Genomic DNA, 16169 nt, shown 5'->3' on the forward strand with positions numbered 1-16169 from the left:
TCCCCCAGTTGGGCCCCGGCCTTCGCCGGGGTGGTGAAGAATGAGCGGTGGCGTCGACCCGGCTTTCAAAACGAACCCGCCCCCGCCTCCTTGTTCTCCCGCGAAGGCGGGAGCCCAGTCTGGGCTCCCGCCTTCGCGGGAGAACAAGGGGAACGAGCAACCTTGGCTCGCGCCACTATCCCCACCCCAAGGAAAGCTCCGGTTGCCCTCCCCGTTCGCCCAAGCCTAAAGCCAACCGCAATGGACCCCACCACCGACCCCCACCAGCATCCCTTCCGGATCGCCAATTTCCGCGCCTATTGGCTGTCCCGCTTCACCGGCACCATCGCCGTCAGCGCGATGTCGATCGTGATCGGGTGGCAGGTCTACAACATCGCCCGCGAGACGATGGATATCCGCCAAGCCGCGTTCATGCTCGGCATGATCGGCTTCGCGCAGTTCGTGCCGCTGTTCCTGCTCACCCCAATTACGGGGCTGGTCGCGGATAGCTTCGACCGTCGCTGGATTGTCCGCGGCACGACCGGACTGCTCGTCTTTACCGCAGCGACGCTTTGGCTACTGACCTGGACTGGCCACCTTACGCTCGGCGTATTGTTCGTGGCCGCAGTAGCCTTCGGCGTTGCCCGAGCCTTCTCCGGCCCGGCCTATTCCGCGCTCGCCCCCAACCTGGTCCCCCGCGCCGTTCTCCCGACCGCGATCGCTATCAGCTCGATCGCCTGGCAGGTCGGCACGATCGCCGGCCCCAGCGTCGGGGGGCTCCTCTACGCGATCCACCCGGAGGTCGCTTACGGCGTCGCGACGATCCTCTTCATCGTGGCGCTCTTCTTCATGTTCCTGATCGGCCCGGTACCACAGCCTGCTTCACAGACTGATCATCGCCCCCTCGCCCGGATCATCGAGGGCTTCACCTATGTCCGCCGCAACCGCCTCGTGCTCGCGACCATCACGCTCGATCTGTTCGCGGTGCTGCTCGCTGGCGCGACGTCGCTGCTCCCGGTCTATTCGCGCGACATCCTCCACGTCGGCTCGCAGGGGCTCGGCGTGCTCGCGGCCGGCATGGGAATCGGCGCGGCTGTCACTGCGATCTGGTTCTCGTTCCGCCCGATGAGCACCAATGTCGGCGTGAAGATGCTGATAGCCGTCGTCGTGTTCGGCCTCGCGATCCTCACCTTCGGGGTCGCGACCCCGATCGTGACCCTGCTCGGCATCGCACCCGGTACGATCGCCGGCATACCCGTCCAGCCCGCCTTCGTGCTCAGCCTGATCGCGCTGATCGTCGCGGGCGGAGCGGACATGATATCGGTCTATGTCCGCCAGTCGCTGATCCAGCTCCATACGCCGGACGCGATGCGCGGCCGCGTCAGCGCGGTCTCGCAGCTCACCATCTCCGCCTCGAACGAACTCGGCGAATTCGAGAGCGGGGTGATGGCCTCGCTGCTCGGCCCGGTCGGCGCAGTGGTGTTCGGCGGCGTCGGTGCTATTGCGATCACGATCGGCTGGGCGCGACTGTTCCCGGAACTTGGGCGCGCCAAAACCTTTGATCCCCCAGAAATTCTCGAGACCGAACCTCAGCACGGAGAAGCCAAGCCATGAAGGCCAACTCGATCCTCGACACGATCGGCAACACGCCGCACGTCCGCCTGTCGAAGCTGTTCCCCGATTCCGAAGTCTGGGTGAAGTCCGAGCGCTCGAACCCCGGCGGTTCGATCAAGGACCGCATCGCGCTCGCGATGATCGAGGCGGCCGAGAAGGACGGCCACCTTCAGCCCGGCGGCACGATCATCGAGCCGACCAGCGGCAACACCGGCATCGGCCTCGCGCTCGTCGCCGCGGTCAAAGGGTACAAGATCGTCCTCGTCATGCCCGAGAGCATGTCGATCGAACGCCGCCGCCTGATGCTCGCATACGGCGCGACCTTCGACCTGACCCCGCGCGAAAAGGGCATGAAGGGCGCGATCGAGCGTGCGAAGGAACTGGTCGAGCAGACGCCCGGTTCGTGGATGCCGCAGCAGTTCGAAAACCCTGCGAACATCGCCGTGCATGTCGCTACGACTGCACAGGAAATCCTCGCCGACTTCCGCGATACGCCGATCGACGTGATCATCACCGGCGTCGGTACGGGCGGTCATATCACCGGCGTCGCCGAGGCGCTGAAGAGGGAATGGCCGTCGCTGAAGGTCTATGCGGTCGAGCCCGCGGCCTCGCCCGTCATCGCCGGTGGCCAGCCAGGGCCTCACCCGATCCAGGGCATCGGTGCGGGCTTCATCCCCGTGAACCTGCACACACAGGCGCTCGACGGCGTAATCGAGGTCGACGCGGGAGTGGCCAAGGATATGGCACGCCGCTCGGCGACCGAAGAGGGCATGCTGGTCGGCATCAGCTCGGGCGCAACGCTCGCAGCTATTCTCCAGAAGCTCCCCGATCTACCTGACAACGTTCGCGTTCTCGGCTTCAACTATGACACCGGCGAGCGCTACCTGTCGGTCCCGGACTTCCTGCCAGAACAGTGAAGACCGATCTTTCCGCGCGCGGCACCAAGGTGCTGCGCGCCACTCTCGTCGGCATTTCCGCGCTGGCGATAGTCGGGCCTGCGCTGGTCGTCGCCAACGCGCCGACGATCGTTCACGTCTCGAAGCGGGTCAAACTCCCGCCCGGCCGGGTCGTGCCGCAAGCCGAAGTGCCCGAGGTCGAGCCCGTCAAGTTCGTCGACCTCAGCCCCGAAGACGCGCGCGCGTTCAACGCGACGGTGCCGTTCTCGACCGATCCCAACCCGGCTGCGCGCCCGTTTCACTTCGCCGGCGGGCCAGAGGACTTGGCGCGCGCGACCGACTGCATGGCGGCGGGCATCCTCTACGAAGCGGGCGACGATACGCTGGGCGAACGTGCGGTGGCGCAGGTCATGCTCAACCGCCTGCGTCATCCGGCCTTTCCGAAGACTGTTTGCGGCGTGGTGTTCGAGGGGCAGGACCGGTCGACCGGCTGCCAGTTCAGCTTCAGCTGCGACGGCGCGCTCACGCGCTGGCACCCGACCGACGACGCCTGGCAGCGCGCGCGCGAAGTCGCTGCGGCATCGCTATCCGGCGCGGTCTTCAAGCCGGTCGGCTACGCCACGCACTACCACACCGATTGGGTCGTGCCGTATTGGCAGTCCAGCCTCGACAAGATCACTGCGGTGAACACGCACCTGTTCTTCCGCTGGTCCGGATGGTGGGGCACGCCCGCAGCATTCGGCCGACACCCTGAAACCGTAGAGCCGGTGATCGCCCAACTCGCCGACCTATCCGATGCGCACAAGACCGGCGCCGTGCTAGCGGAGGTCGATGCGGCCCTGGCGGAGGCGTCGGTCGCGATGGGGTTCGGTGCTGCCGCCGAGACCGTCGCTGCACCTGCGGCCGGCGCCCCGATCGACGGCGATACGCTGTTGGTGACGCTATCCCGCAACCAGGCTGCCGATGAGCTCACCACGCTTGCGGTGCTGGCCTGTGGCGACCGGCCGTTCTGCCGTTACATGGCATGGACGGACGACACGAAGGCGGCGTCATCCCTCCCTCTTAACGCCGCGCAGGCCGCCGCGATGAGCTTCAGCTACCTGCGCGATCGGTCGCACGGCTACGAGAAGTCGCTTTGGAACTGCCGCCAGTTCAAGCGCGCAGATCCTGCGCAGTGTATGCGCGTTCAGGTCACGATGACGGCGGTCCCGCCCCCTGCCCCGGTCGAACCGGTCGCAAAGCCGGTCGCGACGGAAGATCTGAGCGGGATCCGGCGGAAACCGGCCGTTGCACCGACGCCACCTCCCGTACCGACGCCACCTCCCGTGACGAAGCCCCCCGCCAAGCCCTGAACGCTATCCGCGCCGCAGCAGATAGATATCCATGATCCACCCATGCCGCGCGCGCAGTATGGCGCGGCTATCGACGATCTCGGCACCGACACGGTCGAGCGGCCCAGCGATCAGGGCCTGGTTCGGCATGCCGAGATAGGCGCCCCACCAGATCGCGATGCCCTCCGGCGCCAGCGTCTCGAACGCGCATCCGCCGTCGAGCATTACCGCGAGCGTATCGACGCCGCTGGGCCAGCCCCCCGCCCGCAAACGACGCCCGGTCGTGATCAGTACCGGCGCGGCGAGCGTGTTCAGCGGTATCGCATGCGCGGCAGTCAGCACCTGCAGGCTGGTGATGCCCGGCTCGACATGGACACGCATCGCCATGCCCTTCGCGCGCAACCGATCGGCGATCCGCAGCGTGCTGTCGTAGAGCGACGGATCGCCCCACACGAGCAGCCCCAGCGTGCCTCCGTTCGGCAGGTGCAAGGCGATCTCCGCGGTCCAGGCATCGGCGATCGCATCGTGCCAGCGATCGACCGCGTCGAGATACGCGCCGGTCGAATCGCGTTCGGGCAGGTCGAACTCGACGATCCGGGTCGCCCCCACAAGCACATCGGCGCAGATCGTCCGGCGCAGATCGATCAGGTCCGACTTCGCGTCACCCTTGCGTGGCAGCAGGATCAGGTCGGCGGCATTCATCGCGGCGATCGCCGCGCGCGTGAGGTGATCGGGGTTGCCGGTGCCGATGCCGATCAGATGAAGGTCGATCATTCGGCCTCCATGAGCGGGCCGTAGAGGATCAGTGCGGGCTTGCCCGAAAAGCCGTCCTGCAACTGCACGGCGAGCTTCGCGATCGTCGAGCGGCTCAGCATCTGATCGGGATGGCCGACATTCTCCGCCATCAGCGTGGGCGTATCGGGCGACAGGCCGTGCTCGATCAACGACGCCGCCAGCGCGGGGAAGGTGCGCTTCGGCATGAACACCACCGTGGTCGCCTCCGGATCGGCGAGCGCGGCCATGTTGCGTTGCTCCGGAAGGTCGCCGGTGACGTCGTGGCCGGTCACGAACTGGACCCGCCGCGCGCTGAGCCGCCGGGTGAGCGGGATCTGCGCGGCGGCCGCGGCGGCACTGGCGGCGGTGATGCCCGGCACGATCTCGAACGCGATGCCGGCCTCGCGCAGCGCGACGATCTCCTCCTCGAGCCGGCCGAACATGCCCGCATCCCCCGATTTGAGCCGGACGACACGGATGCCGCTCCGCGCATAGTCGACCAGCAACTGCGAGACATGCGCCTGCTTCGGCGACGGACGCCCGGCGCGCTTGCCGACCGCGACCAGTTCCGCACCCGCGCGCGCATGGCCAAGCACCGCCGACGACAGATCGTCGAACAGCACCGCATCCGCCGCCTGCAACCGCGCCACCGCCTTCAGCGTCAGCAATTCAGGATCGCCGGGGCCGGAACCGACGAACGACACGAACCCGGTCATGCCGCAGGCGCGATCATGTGAAAGAACGTGCCGGTGACGCGACCGCGGTACGATCCGGTCTCGGGCACCGCCTCGCCCTGCGCATCGGTAACGTCGGCGAGCGCCGCATCCGGCTGTTCGAGGATCGTCGAGTAGTGAAATTCATGCCCCGCGAGCGAAGCTCCCGACGCGAACCCGCCCATCGGCGACCGCAACGAAGCGCGCCGATAGCCGAGATGCATCTTGCGCTGCGCATAACTCGTGACCAGCCCCAGCAGCCCGGCCATCCGGTGCCGCACCCCGTCCGCGTCGATCAGGCCTTCGCCCAGCGCCATATACCCGCCGCACTCGCCGTGGACCGGTCGCGTGCCGGCATGTTTGACCAATCCGGCGTGAAAATTGCGCGCCTCGGCAAGGCGACCCGCATGGAGTTCGGGATAGCCGCCTGGCAGCCAGACAAGGTCGGCGTCGGCGGCCGGACGTTCGTCGGCCAGCGGCGAGAATGGCAGGATCTCGGCCCCTGCCCTGCGCCAGCCTTCGAGCACGTGCGCATAGGTGAACGAGAACGCCGCGTCCTGCGCGAGCGCGATGCGCTGCGCCGGTGGCCGTATCCAGACCGGATCGCTCGGGCCTTGCACGCCCGCCGTCGCAGCCTCGCGCAGCGCCGCGATATCGACATGCGCGCGCAGGAACGTCGCATATTCGCCGATCCGCACATCGAGATCTGGATGCTCGACCGCCTGCACGAGCCCGAGATGACGTTCGGGCAATTTCAGGTCACCGCGTCTCGGCAACGCGCCGAACACCCGGATTCCGACCGCGTCCATGCCGCTACGGGCAAGGCGTTCGTGCCGCGGGCTCGCGACGCGGTTGAGGATGACGCCGGCGATCGTCACGCTCGGATCGTAGCGGCTGAAGCCCAGCGCAGTGGCGGCGGCGGACTGCGCCTGGCCCGACACGTCGATCACCAGCACGACCGGCCAGCCCATCCGCCGCGCGATGTCGGCGCTGGCGCCGTTGCCAGTCGTGCCCGGCTTCGCGACGCCGTCGAACAGCCCCATCGATCCTTCCGCGAGCGCGAAGTCGGCATCGTCGGCCTTGCCCGCGAGCGTATCGAGCATCGCACCCGGCATCGACCAGCTATCGAGATTGAACGATGCGCGACCGCTGGCGGCGCGGTGAAAGGCGGGGTCGATATAGTCGGGACCGCTCTTGAACGGCTGGACCGCGACGCCGTCGTCGCGGAGTGCGCGGAGCAGGCCGAGCATGACGGTGGTCTTGCCGGTGCCGGAGGCGGGTGCGGCGATCATCAGGCCGGGGGTCATGCAAGGTCTCCAGCAAACTTCGACTCTGCCGATTGCGGTCGGAAACGGCGGTCGTATCCCTCGGCGTACAGGCTGCTTTCGGCGAAATCGCGCGCCGCAAGCGCCTGGCCGACCAGGATCAGCGCAGTGCGATCGGGCTTGCCTGCCACCGCATCGGCGATCGTCGCGAGCGTGGCGCGCGCGATCTGCTGGTCCGGCCAGCTCGCGCGCCAGACGATGGCGACCGGGCAATCCGCGCCGTACGCTGGCATCAGGTCGGCGACCACCTGGGCGAGATTATGCACCGACAAATGGATCGCGAGCGTCGCCCCGGTCGCGGCGAACGTGGCGAGGTTTTCGGCTGGCGGCATCGTGCTGGCGCGGCCGGGCGTACGGGTCAGCACCACCGACTGCACGAGTTCGGGCAGCGTCAGCTCGACCTCCAGCGCGGCGGCGGCGGCGGCGAAGGCCGGCACGCCGGGCGTGATCGTGAACGGAATGGCCAGCGCGCGGAGCCGGCGAAGTTGCTCGCCCATCGCCGACCAGATCGACAGGTCGCCGGAATGAAGACGGGCGACGTCCTGCCCGGCCTCGTGCGCGGTCTGGATCTCGGCGATGATTGCGTCGAGCGACAGCGGCGCGGTGTTGACGATCTGCGCGCCGGGCGGACAATGATCGAGCATCGCCGCGGGGATCAGCGAGCCGGCGTACAGGCAGACGGGCGATCCGGCGATCCGGTCGCGGCCCCTGAGCGTCAAGAGATCGGGCGCTCCGGGGCCCGCGCCGATGAAGTGGACGGTCATTGGGCAGGTCCTTCGGTACACGATCGCGCGAGGGCGCAGGTCGCCGTTCGATCGGGCGATATGTGACGCGTCGTCAACAGCCACGCACCAGGGCCGGCAGCGGCAAGCGCCGCGGCTTCGGCGACGCTGCCGGTGGCACGGGCCTTCAGGCTGGCGGGCGATTGCGTCGGCGTTGGCGACGACTGCAGCGCGCTGGGCGATACCGCGATCATCGCTACCCCCAAGGCCTCGGCGAGCGGCGACACCAGCGCGAGCTTGTCGTGCGGCGCGGCGAGCGCGGTGACCGGAGGCTGGCCTTGCTGCGCGCTGGCGAGTGCCGACCGTATCGCGCCCAAATTCGCGCCCGTGCGCCATCCGAAGCCTGCGACGATCACGCGATGACGCTCCACTGCACGACCGGATAGCGCGCGCGCCAGCCGCGGCGATTGCCGATCGAAGTCGCGTCCGACAGTTCGATCCGCAGGAGCGTGCCGCCCTTCAGCCCCTGCCAGCGGATGAGCAGTGCCTCGGATTCGAGCGTGACCGCATTGGCCACCAGGCGCGTGCCGGCGACGAGCTTCGTCCAGACATGATCCAGCAACGCCTCCGAGAGGCCGCCACCTATGAAAACCGCATCGGGCGCGGCATGGCCTTCGAGCACAGCGGGTGCACGACCCTCCACGACCGTCAGACGATCTACCCCCAGCGCGGCCGCATTGGCGCGCGCACGGGCGGCGCGGACCGGGTCCGCCTCGAACGCGATCGCCTGCATCGAGCCGCCGGACAACAGCCATTCGATACCGATCGAACCCGCGCCCGCGCCGATATCCCACAACGTCTCGCCCGGCCTCGGCGCGAGCGCGGACAGGGTCAGCGCGCGGATCGGGCTTTTGGTAATCTGGCCGTCATGTTCGAACCACGTATCGGGCAGACCCGCGGCCTGGGGCATTGCGTCGCCCGTGCCGGCGAACACGATCCCGACCGCCACGGGATGCGCGACATCGTCGAAATCGAACCGCGCCGCCGTCGTTCCGCGGATCCGTTCGCGGGGGCCGCCCAGCGCTTCGAGGACGTGCAGGCGCGAGTCCGCAAAGCCAAGATCGCCGAGATACCGTGCCAACGCCGCAACGGCATCGCCGTCGCGAACCAGCACCACGGCGCGGCGTCCGGTCGCGACATGGCGGCGTAGGCGCGCGAACGCTGCTGCGTGAAGGCCGAGGCACGCGGTGTCCTCGATCGGCCAACCGAGACGTGCGGCGGCAAGGCTGAACGTCGATGGCACCGGATGCGCGATCCACTCGCCCGGGGCGAGATGACGGGTGATACTGGTGCCGCCGCCGAACCAGAACGGATCGCCGGAGACGAGCATGACGACGCGCCGTTCGCGATGATCGAGCAGCCGGGGTATCCCCTGGTCGAACGGGACTGGCCACGGCACGACCTCGCCCGTAAGATCGGGGAGCAGCGCCAGATGCCGGGTCGCACCGGTCACGAGATCGGCGCCGGCGAGCGCCGCTTTTGCCGGCGCGGACAGGCCAGCGATGCCGTCTTCGCCGATCCCCACGATCGTCAGCCAGGGAGTGTCAGCCATGTCGAACATCCTGGTGCTGGGCGGCACGACCGAAGCGAGCGCACTGGCCGTGCTGCTGGCGGCGCGGGGCGGCGATGCCGTCCTGAGCTATGCCGGGCGCGTCGCCAGCCCCAGGGCACAGCCGATCCCGGTGCGGGTGGGCGGCTTCGGCGGCGTCGAAGGGCTGGCCTTGTATCTGGGCGATCACGGCGTGACGCACTTGGTGGACGCGACGCATCCGTTCGCCGCCCGCATGAGTGCGAACGCCGTCCTCGCCGCAGACCGTGCGGGTGTGCGGCATATCGCCCTGACGCGACCGCCCTGGAGCCCCGTCGCGGGCGATCGATGGACGCATGTCGCCGATATCGAGGCGGCCGTAACGGCACTCGCCGGACCATCGCGGCGCGTGATGCTCGCGCTCGGGCGGATGCAAGTCGACGCATTCGCAGCGCAACCGCAGCACGATTATCTGCTGCGGTTCGTCGATGTGCCCGATCATCCGCCCGGGTTGCCGCGCCATCACCTGGTGGTCGATCGCGGGCCGTTCGATCTCGACGGCGATCTGCGGTTGCTGGAAGCGCACGGGATCGAGGTCGTGGTCTGCAAGAATGCGGGCGGCACCGGCGCGCAGGCCAAGCTGGGCGCGGCACGCGCGCTCGGGGTGCCGGTGATCATGATCGACCGGCCGGCCCTGCCCGCTCGGTTGGAGGTGCATGCGGCGGAGGACGTGCTGCATTGGCTCGATCATGGCGCCGACCTGGGCGTGTAGAGGATCGGGCCCGCCGGGCGGTCGATGATTCGGGTGAGGCTGGAGCCGATGATGATCATCGTGCGCATGTCGGCCATCTCAGCGCGGGCTTCGGTGAGCGGGACGATGCGGAGGGTTTCCTCGGGCGTGGAGACGGCGCGGGCGAACAGGACGGGGCGGTCGTCGCGGCAGGTCTCGCGGAGGATTTCGAAGACGCGGATCAGGGCGTCGGGTCGTGCCTTCGATCGGGGGTTGTAGAAGGCGATCGCGAAGTCGGCTTCGGCGGCGAGGCGTACGCGGCGTTCGATCAATAACCACGGCTTGAGATTGTCCGAGAGGTTGATCGCGCAGAAATCATGCCCCAGCGGCGCCCCGGCACGCGCGCTCGCGGCGAGCATCGCGGTGATGCCGGGAAGTACGCGGATATCGAGATCGCGCCATTCTTGCGGGCCGGCTTCGAGTGCCTCGAACACCGCCGCCGCCATCGCGAACACGCCGGGATCGCCGGACGATACGACCACGACGCGGCGTCCTTCCGTCGCGAGTTGCAGCGCGTGCGCGGCGCGATCGAGTTCGACACGGTTGTCGGTCGGGTGAAGCGTCAGGCCTTCGCGTGGGGCGACGCGCGCGACATAGGGGATGTAGCCGATGACGTCGGTCGCTTCGGCGAGCGCAGCCGTGACTTCCGGCGTCACGAGCGCTTCGTTGCCCGGCCCGAGCCCGGCTATGGCGAGCCAGCCGGTCATGGGCGGCGTCCCTGGCCGTGGATCAGCAGAATCGAGAAATACGGCGTGATCGCCTCCGCATCGCAGAGCCTGGTGACGCGCTGATCCGCCATTGTCGCGTACTCAACCAGCCAGGCCTCGTCCTCGCGGCCGGCGGCGGCGACGGCACGGCGGAGCTTGTCGAGGTGGCGGCCGATCTTCATCACCACCAGCGCATCGGTGTCGCGGATCCGGCGAACCAGATCGTCCTCGGGGAGCGTGCCCATCAGCACCGTGAGCACGTCGTCGCCCCACGTGATCGGCGCCCCGCTCGCGGTCCAGGCGCCCGACATGCCGGTGATGCCGGGGACGACCTGAACCGGTGCGATCGTCTGGAGGCGGGTGTAGAGGTGCATGAACGAACCGTAGAAGAACGGGTCGCCTTCGCAGAGTACGACGACGTCTTCACCGGTGTGGGCGAGTGTGGCGAGGTGGTCGATGCAGCCTTCGTAGAATGCCGACAGGCAGTCATTGTAGCGCGGGTCCGATACCGGGATCTCGGTGGTGACGGGGTATTCCATCGGGAACTCGATCACGTCGGCGCGGAGCATGCCGTCGACGATCTTCCGCGCCTGACCGGCGCGTCCCGCCTTGCGGAAATAGGCGACGTGGCGGGCGTTCCGGACAAGGCGGTCCGAGCGGACGCTCATCAGGTCCTGCGCGCCCGGGCCCAAGCCGACGCCGTGGATCGTGCCAAGCGTCATTCGGTACCGCTCGCCAGCGCGTTTATTGCGGCGACGGTGATGGCGCTACCGCCCATCCGGCCTTCGACGACGACGCAGGGAACTGGCTGGTCGGTCCAGAGCGCCGCCTTCGATTCGACCGCGCCGACGAAGCCGACGGGGCAGCCGATGATCGCCGCCGGACGCGGGCAATCGGGGTCCTCGAGCATGTTGAGCAGGTGGAACAGCGCGGTCGGCGCATTGCCGATCGCCACGACTGCACCGGCGAGATGCGGACGCCAGAGTTCGAGTGCGGCCGCCGATCGCGTATTGCCCATCGTTCTCGCGAGCTCGGGCGTTTCGGGGGCGCGGAGCGTGCAGACGATGCGGTTGTCGGCGGGCAATCTGGCGCGGGTGATGCCTTCTGTGACCATGCGGGCGTCGCACAGGATTGGCGCGCCGGCCTGCAAAGCGCGGCGGGCTTCGACGGCGAATGTCGGCGAGAAGCGGAGGTGCTGGGCGAGGCCGACGAGCCCTGCTGCGTGGATCATGCGGACGGCAACCGGCTCTTCCTCGGGCGAGAACCGGGCGAGGTCGGCCTCCGCGCGGATCATGGCGAAGGACTGGCGGTAGATCGCCGCGCCGTCGGTTTCATAGGCGTACGGCATTCAGGCGGCTCCGAAATGAGCGAGGATCTGCGCGGCGTCGAGGCCAGCGCGGGAGGGTGGCGCGCCGGCGCGCGCGTCGAAGGCGAGGTCGTAGCGACCGTCGCGCCCGGTCAGCGTCACGTCGGCGGGGGCGGCGCGGGCGCATCCTTTGGCGCATCCGGAGACGTGGAGCCGGCCGGTAACGTGGGGGGCTAGGTGGCGCGCGAGATCGCGGGTTTCGACGCTGGCCTGCGCGCATGCCGGCGCGCCTACGCAGGCATCTACGCGCAGGATCGGCGCAGATGGGTCGGTGATGAAGTCGGCGGGGTCCGGCTGCACGGGGAGCTTGGCAGCCGTTTCGCAGATCGCGATGTGCCAGGGTGTCAGGCAAATCCCCTCGACGGCAGTTTCAGCTTCGAGGAAGCGGGTCAGTGCCGTCGCCGAGACCCGACCGAATGGCAGGCCGAGCGCGACGCCGAGAGGGTGCCGGCCAGGTTGGAGCCTGTACGCCGATGGCGCGGAGGACGTGATGCCGGCAGCCCAATCGGGGAGAGGCGCATCATGTCGTGCCATGCGACCGCTCGCGGCGCCGCCGGTGTCCGCGAACCATCGAGCAAGCGCTATCAGGCGGTCAACTTCGGTGCCGGGCGACAGCAGCGTGCCGAGCTCGCGACCGTCTGCGCGGAGGATCAACTGACCGGGCGCGGCGCGTTCAATGCGGAAGTCGGCGGGCGCGTCTTGCAGCATCGGCGCGGCGCCGGCGTCGATCGCGAAACCGACCTTGCCGGGAAGATCCGGCAGCTCCGACAATCGGGTGCGCAGCTCTTCGGCAATGCGGTGGGTGTCGTCGCCGGCGCGCCAGTCGGGCGCGACGAGGATGTTGGCGCGCGTCTCTTGGGTCTGGTCCCGGTCGATCAGGCCGAGGTCGAGAAGCGCGTCGATCAGCGGACGCCAGCTTTCCTCGCAGACGCCGCGAATCTGGAGGTTGGCGCGGCTGGTGGCGTCGATCTGGCCGTTGCCGTGCTGCGTCGTGGCTTCGGCAAGGCCCAGAAGTTGCGCGCGGGTCAGGCGACCGAGCGGGGGGCGGACGCGAACGAGCAGGCCGTCGCCGGCCATCATCGGGCGCCATGCGTCGGGGCACCAGCCCTTGACGACGAACCCGGTCATGCCGGCAGGTCCAGCGCTGCGAGGATCGAGTTGCGGCGGGTCGGCCACAGGTCCGCGGCGTGGAGCGCTGCGAACCGCGCCTGCATTGCCGCCAGCGCACCGGGGTTCGCTTCGGCGAGGAAAGCGTGGACGTCGTCGCGGCCGAGCGTCGCGTCGTAATAGAGGTCGATCAGTTCGGGGCGGACCGCGCTGGCCAAGTGCGCGAAGGCGCCGAGGTGATCGAGCGTGGCGGCGATCTCCGCGCCGCCGCGGAAGCCGTGGCGCATCATGCCGTCGACCCAGCGTGGGTTTGCGGCGCGAGCGTGGACGACGCGGGCGATCTCTTCCTTGAGCGGGCGGGCCTTGGCTTGGGTCGGGTCTCGTGCGTCGAGGTGGTAGAGCGTGGCGTTCCCTCCTGCGACCGATTGCGCGGCGGCGAAACCGGCTTCGTGCGCGGCATAGTCCGCGGCGAGGAGCAGGTCGGTTTCGGGCAGGTCCTGGACGTGGACGAAGGCGTCTGCGGCGGCGACGCGGTTGCGAATGCCGGTCGGGTCGAAGCTGTCGTGGCCGTCGTCGAGCGCGTGGCTGGAGGCGGATAGCCACGCTTGGCCAGCTTCCAGTCGAGCCTCTGGCGTGTAGGTTTCGGCGGCGTCGCCCATGCTCAGGCCGTAGCGGCCGGGTTCGGGGCCGTAGACGCGAGCGCTGACGGGCTTGCCGATGAAGGGGTTCCAGTCGGCCGGTTCATCGCGTGCAGCGAGCGCTCGGACGGTCTGGCCGAACATCGTGCAGAGTGTCGGGAAGGCGTCGCGGAACAGGCCGGAGACCCGCAGCGTGATGTCGATACGGGGGCGGTCGAAGTTGGCCAGCGGCAGGATCTCGACGCCCGTCACGCGGTCCGACTGCATGTCCCACACTGGCTCCGCGCCGAGCAGGTGGAGCGCCATCGCGAACTCCTCTCCTGCGGTCCGCATCGTCGCGGAAGCCCATAGGTCGACGACGAGGTTGCGGGGGTAGTCGCCGTGGTCCTGCAAGTGGCGGCGGACGAGTTCGTCGGCGAGCTTTACGCCCTGGGTATGTGCGGCCCGCGAAGGCACTGCGCGCGGATCGGTGGTGTAGAGGTTGCGGCCGGTCGGGAGTACGTCGGCGCGGCCTCGCCACGGGGAGCCGGAGGGGCCAGGTGCGACGCGTTTGCCTTGGAGCGCGGACAGGAGCCCGGCGCGTTCGCCCTCGCCGTGCTCGCCGCAGCCGTAGATGTGGAGGCCGTCGCCATACTGGCTCTCCTTCACATCGCAGACGAAGGTGTCGATGCGGGTGATCGCCTCGGCTTGGGACTGCGCGTCGTCGAGGCCCAGCGTTACCGCGAGGCCGGTGGCGGTGGCTTCGTCGCGGATGTCGCGTTGCAGGCGGTCTCGGCGTGCGGGGTCGAGACCGTCGGCGTTGGAGAATTCGTCGAGCAGTGCTTCGAGACGGCCGAGGCCGGCGCCGGTGCGGGTGCGTTCGAGCGGTGGCGGGACGTGGCCGAGCGTGACCGCGCCGATGCGGCGTTTGGCTTGCGCCGCTTCGCCGGGGTCGTTGACGATGAACGGGTAGATGACGGGCATCGCGCCGGTGAGCGCTTCGGGCCAGCAGGCGTCGGACAGAGCGACCGACTTGCCGGGGAGCCATTCGAGCGTGCCGTGCGCGCCGACATGGATCAGCGCGTCGGTGCCGCGCGTGCGGAGCCACAGGTAGAAGGCGACATAGGCGTGGCAGGGGCAGCGGGAGAGGTCGTGATACTCCTCAGCGCGCTGCTCGGTCCGGCCGCGTTCGGGTTGGAGGGCGACGAGCGCGCCGCCGTGGTCGATCGCGGTGAAGGTGAAGTCTTCGGTCGGGTCGGCCCAGGTTTCCAGGAGATCGCTACGGAGTGCTTCGGGCAAGTGCGCGAGGGCTCTGCGGTACTCGGCAAGCGGCCAGTTTATGCGGGACATCGCAAGATCGCTGGTGTCGGGCATGATCGCGTACCCGGCTTCGGTTAGGTCGGCGAGGATTGCTTGCGTGGAGGCGATCGCGTCCAGGCCGACGGCGTGCGCCATCTGGTATGCCTTGCCTGGGTAGGTTGAGAGGACGATCGCCAGGCGGTGGTCGGCGACGGGTTTGCTGGCGAGTTTCGTCCAGGATTCAATGCGCGCGGCGATGGCGTTGATGCGTGCCGGGTCAGCGCGGTGTTCGCGGCGGGTATATTCTAGGTCGCCGTCTCTGGTCGCGGCTTCCTTGAAGCTGGCGACGCCGACGAAGAGGCGGCCGTCCACTTCGGGAAGGACGACGTGCATGGCGAGGTCGGCGGGCGAGAGGCCGCGGGTGGCGCCGGCCCAAGCTGCGCGGTCGGACGTGGCTAGCGCGATCTGGAAGACGGGGACGTCGGCGCCGTCGAGCGGCGTGGTGTCGGTGGCGCCGCGGGCGGAGAACGCGGTGGCGTTGACGATCGCGGCGGGCTTCAGGGCTGTGACCCAGCGAGATAGCCAGCCGGCTGCGTCGGGGGCTTTGAGCGAGGGCGCGAAGAGGGCGATGACGTCGAAACCTCGCGCGGTCAGTTCGGCGTGGAGCGCTTCGATCGGGTTGAGGTCTGCGGCGGTCAGGTAGGAGCGGTAGAAGACGACCAGCACGCGGGGGCGGTGCGCGTTGAGCGCGAACGCGGCGGGGCACGTTACGCCGTCGTGCGGTTGCCAGCCGCCGACGTCGGCGATCGCGCGGACTCCGCTGACCGGGCCGGCGTAGCAACCGGCGGCCAGCGCGAACTGGGCCAGTGCCGCTTGCGCCGCGACCGCGCCGCCGGTGTCGCAGAGATGCGCCAAGCGGCGCAGCGTCGACAGCGGGATCGTCGAGGCGGCGTCGAGGCGCGTGTCGATGCGGCCGTCTGCTGCGAGGACGGCGAGCGCTATGCCCTTCTCCCACGCGAGGTTCTCAACCTGTTGCAGGCCGTAGCTCCAGTAGGAGCGGCCGCCGATCAGCCGGATCAGGATGCCCTTGGCGCCGGCCAGCGTTTGCTCGACATAGGTGTCGACCGAGAGCGGGTGCTGGAGTGCGGTCAGGTTCGCGAGACGCAGCGACGGGAGGCGGCTTCCGGCCGCATCCGCACGTCTCCAGCCCGCGGCGAACGCGCCGAGGTCGCCGTCGGAGAAGGACAGGACGACGAGATCCGCGGGGGATTGGGCGAGGTCCTGCGGGACCGCGCTTTCCTCCAGCCCGTGGGTCTCGCGGAAGACGACGTGCATCGGGGC

The 16169-nt window shown here is 68.9% G+C and carries 15 protein-coding genes; 4 read left to right on the forward strand and 11 right to left on the reverse strand.

Annotation, left to right across the window (positions count from 1 at the left end; translation table 11 throughout):
- Positions 1 to 240: 240 nt before the first annotated feature.
- From VH567_RS00845 to VH567_RS00855, 3 genes are read left to right on the forward strand one after another with little or no spacing between them, the layout of a single operon-like run.
- The gene (locus VH567_RS00845; RefSeq protein ID WP_423322342.1) at positions 241 to 1593 is read left to right on the forward strand and encodes an MFS transporter; all 1353 of its coding nucleotides are present in this window, start codon (positions 241 to 243) and stop codon (positions 1591 to 1593) included.
- Complete coding sequence (gene cysK, locus VH567_RS00850; protein ID WP_423322344.1) at positions 1590 to 2510, forward strand: cysteine synthase A; 921 nt, start codon at positions 1590 to 1592, stop codon at positions 2508 to 2510. The genes VH567_RS00845 and cysK overlap by 4 nt, the downstream gene beginning before the upstream one ends.
- Positions 2507 to 3841 (forward strand): cell wall hydrolase, encoded by a 1335-nt coding sequence (locus tag VH567_RS00855; protein ID WP_423322346.1) that lies wholly within the window; start codon positions 2507 to 2509, stop codon positions 3839 to 3841. Before cysK ends, VH567_RS00855 begins: the two co-directional genes overlap by 4 nt.
- Before the next feature lie 3 nt (positions 3842 to 3844).
- On the opposite strand, the gene cobF is transcribed toward VH567_RS00855, so the two are convergent.
- The 6 genes from cobF to cbiE are packed head-to-tail and all read right to left on the reverse strand — an operon-like array spanning position 3845 to position 8966.
- Entirely contained in the window at positions 3845 to 4594 is a 750-nt protein-coding gene (cobF, locus tag VH567_RS00860) for a precorrin-6A synthase (deacetylating) (RefSeq protein WP_423322348.1), read from the reverse strand.
- Positions 4591 to 5310 (reverse strand): uroporphyrinogen-III C-methyltransferase, encoded by a 720-nt coding sequence (gene cobA / locus VH567_RS00865; RefSeq protein WP_423322350.1) that lies wholly within the window; start codon positions 5308 to 5310, stop codon positions 4591 to 4593. The genes cobF and cobA overlap by 4 nt, the downstream gene beginning before the upstream one ends.
- Entirely contained in the window at positions 5307 to 6614 is a 1308-nt protein-coding gene (locus VH567_RS00870) for a cobyrinate a,c-diamide synthase (RefSeq protein ID WP_423322352.1), read from the reverse strand. Before VH567_RS00870 ends, cobA begins: the two co-directional genes overlap by 4 nt.
- On the reverse strand, positions 6611 to 7396 hold the full coding sequence (gene cobM, locus VH567_RS00875; protein ID WP_423322354.1) for a precorrin-4 C(11)-methyltransferase: 786 nt from the start codon (positions 7394 to 7396) through the stop codon (positions 6611 to 6613). The genes VH567_RS00870 and cobM overlap by 4 nt, the downstream gene beginning before the upstream one ends.
- A complete protein-coding gene (locus tag VH567_RS00880) occupies positions 7393 to 7770 on the reverse strand; it encodes a cobalamin biosynthesis protein (protein ID WP_423322356.1) in 378 nt (125 codons plus the stop codon). The genes cobM and VH567_RS00880 overlap by 4 nt, the downstream gene beginning before the upstream one ends.
- Complete coding sequence (cbiE, locus tag VH567_RS00885; RefSeq protein ID WP_423322358.1) at positions 7767 to 8966, reverse strand: precorrin-6y C5,15-methyltransferase (decarboxylating) subunit CbiE; 1200 nt, start codon at positions 8964 to 8966, stop codon at positions 7767 to 7769. The genes VH567_RS00880 and cbiE overlap by 4 nt, the downstream gene beginning before the upstream one ends.
- Here cbiE and VH567_RS00890 point away from each other — a divergent pair.
- Entirely contained in the window at positions 8965 to 9714 is a 750-nt protein-coding gene (locus tag VH567_RS00890; RefSeq protein ID WP_423322360.1) for a cobalt-precorrin-6A reductase, read from the forward strand. The genes cbiE and VH567_RS00890 overlap by 2 nt on opposite strands.
- On the opposite strand, the gene cobJ is transcribed toward VH567_RS00890, so the two are convergent.
- From cobJ to cobN, 5 genes are read right to left on the reverse strand one after another with little or no spacing between them, the layout of a single operon-like run.
- Complete coding sequence (gene cobJ / locus VH567_RS00895; RefSeq protein WP_423322362.1) at positions 9690 to 10439, reverse strand: precorrin-3B C(17)-methyltransferase; 750 nt, start codon at positions 10437 to 10439, stop codon at positions 9690 to 9692. The genes VH567_RS00890 and cobJ overlap by 25 nt on opposite strands.
- Positions 10436 to 11161 (reverse strand): precorrin-2 C(20)-methyltransferase, encoded by a 726-nt coding sequence (gene cobI, locus VH567_RS00900; protein ID WP_423322364.1) that lies wholly within the window; start codon positions 11159 to 11161, stop codon positions 10436 to 10438. The genes cobJ and cobI overlap by 4 nt, the downstream gene beginning before the upstream one ends.
- Entirely contained in the window at positions 11158 to 11787 is a 630-nt protein-coding gene (locus VH567_RS00905) for a precorrin-8X methylmutase (RefSeq protein WP_423322366.1), read from the reverse strand. The genes cobI and VH567_RS00905 overlap by 4 nt, the downstream gene beginning before the upstream one ends.
- Positions 11788 to 12933 carry a cobalamin biosynthesis protein CobG gene (locus tag VH567_RS00910; protein WP_423322368.1) on the reverse strand — a complete coding sequence of 382 codons (1146 nt, stop codon included), beginning with the start codon at positions 12931 to 12933 and terminating at the stop codon, positions 11788 to 11790.
- Positions 12930 to 16163, reverse strand: a complete 3234-nt coding sequence (cobN, locus tag VH567_RS00915; RefSeq protein WP_423322370.1) for a cobaltochelatase subunit CobN — start codon at positions 16161 to 16163, stop codon at positions 12930 to 12932. Before cobN ends, VH567_RS00910 begins: the two co-directional genes overlap by 4 nt.
- Between the last annotated feature and the right edge of the window lie 6 nt (positions 16164 to 16169).

Origin of the sequence: Sphingomonas sp. 4RDLI-65 (genome assembly GCF_049472435.1) — a bacterium.
GTDB lineage: Bacteria > Pseudomonadota > Alphaproteobacteria > Sphingomonadales > Sphingomonadaceae > Sphingomonas.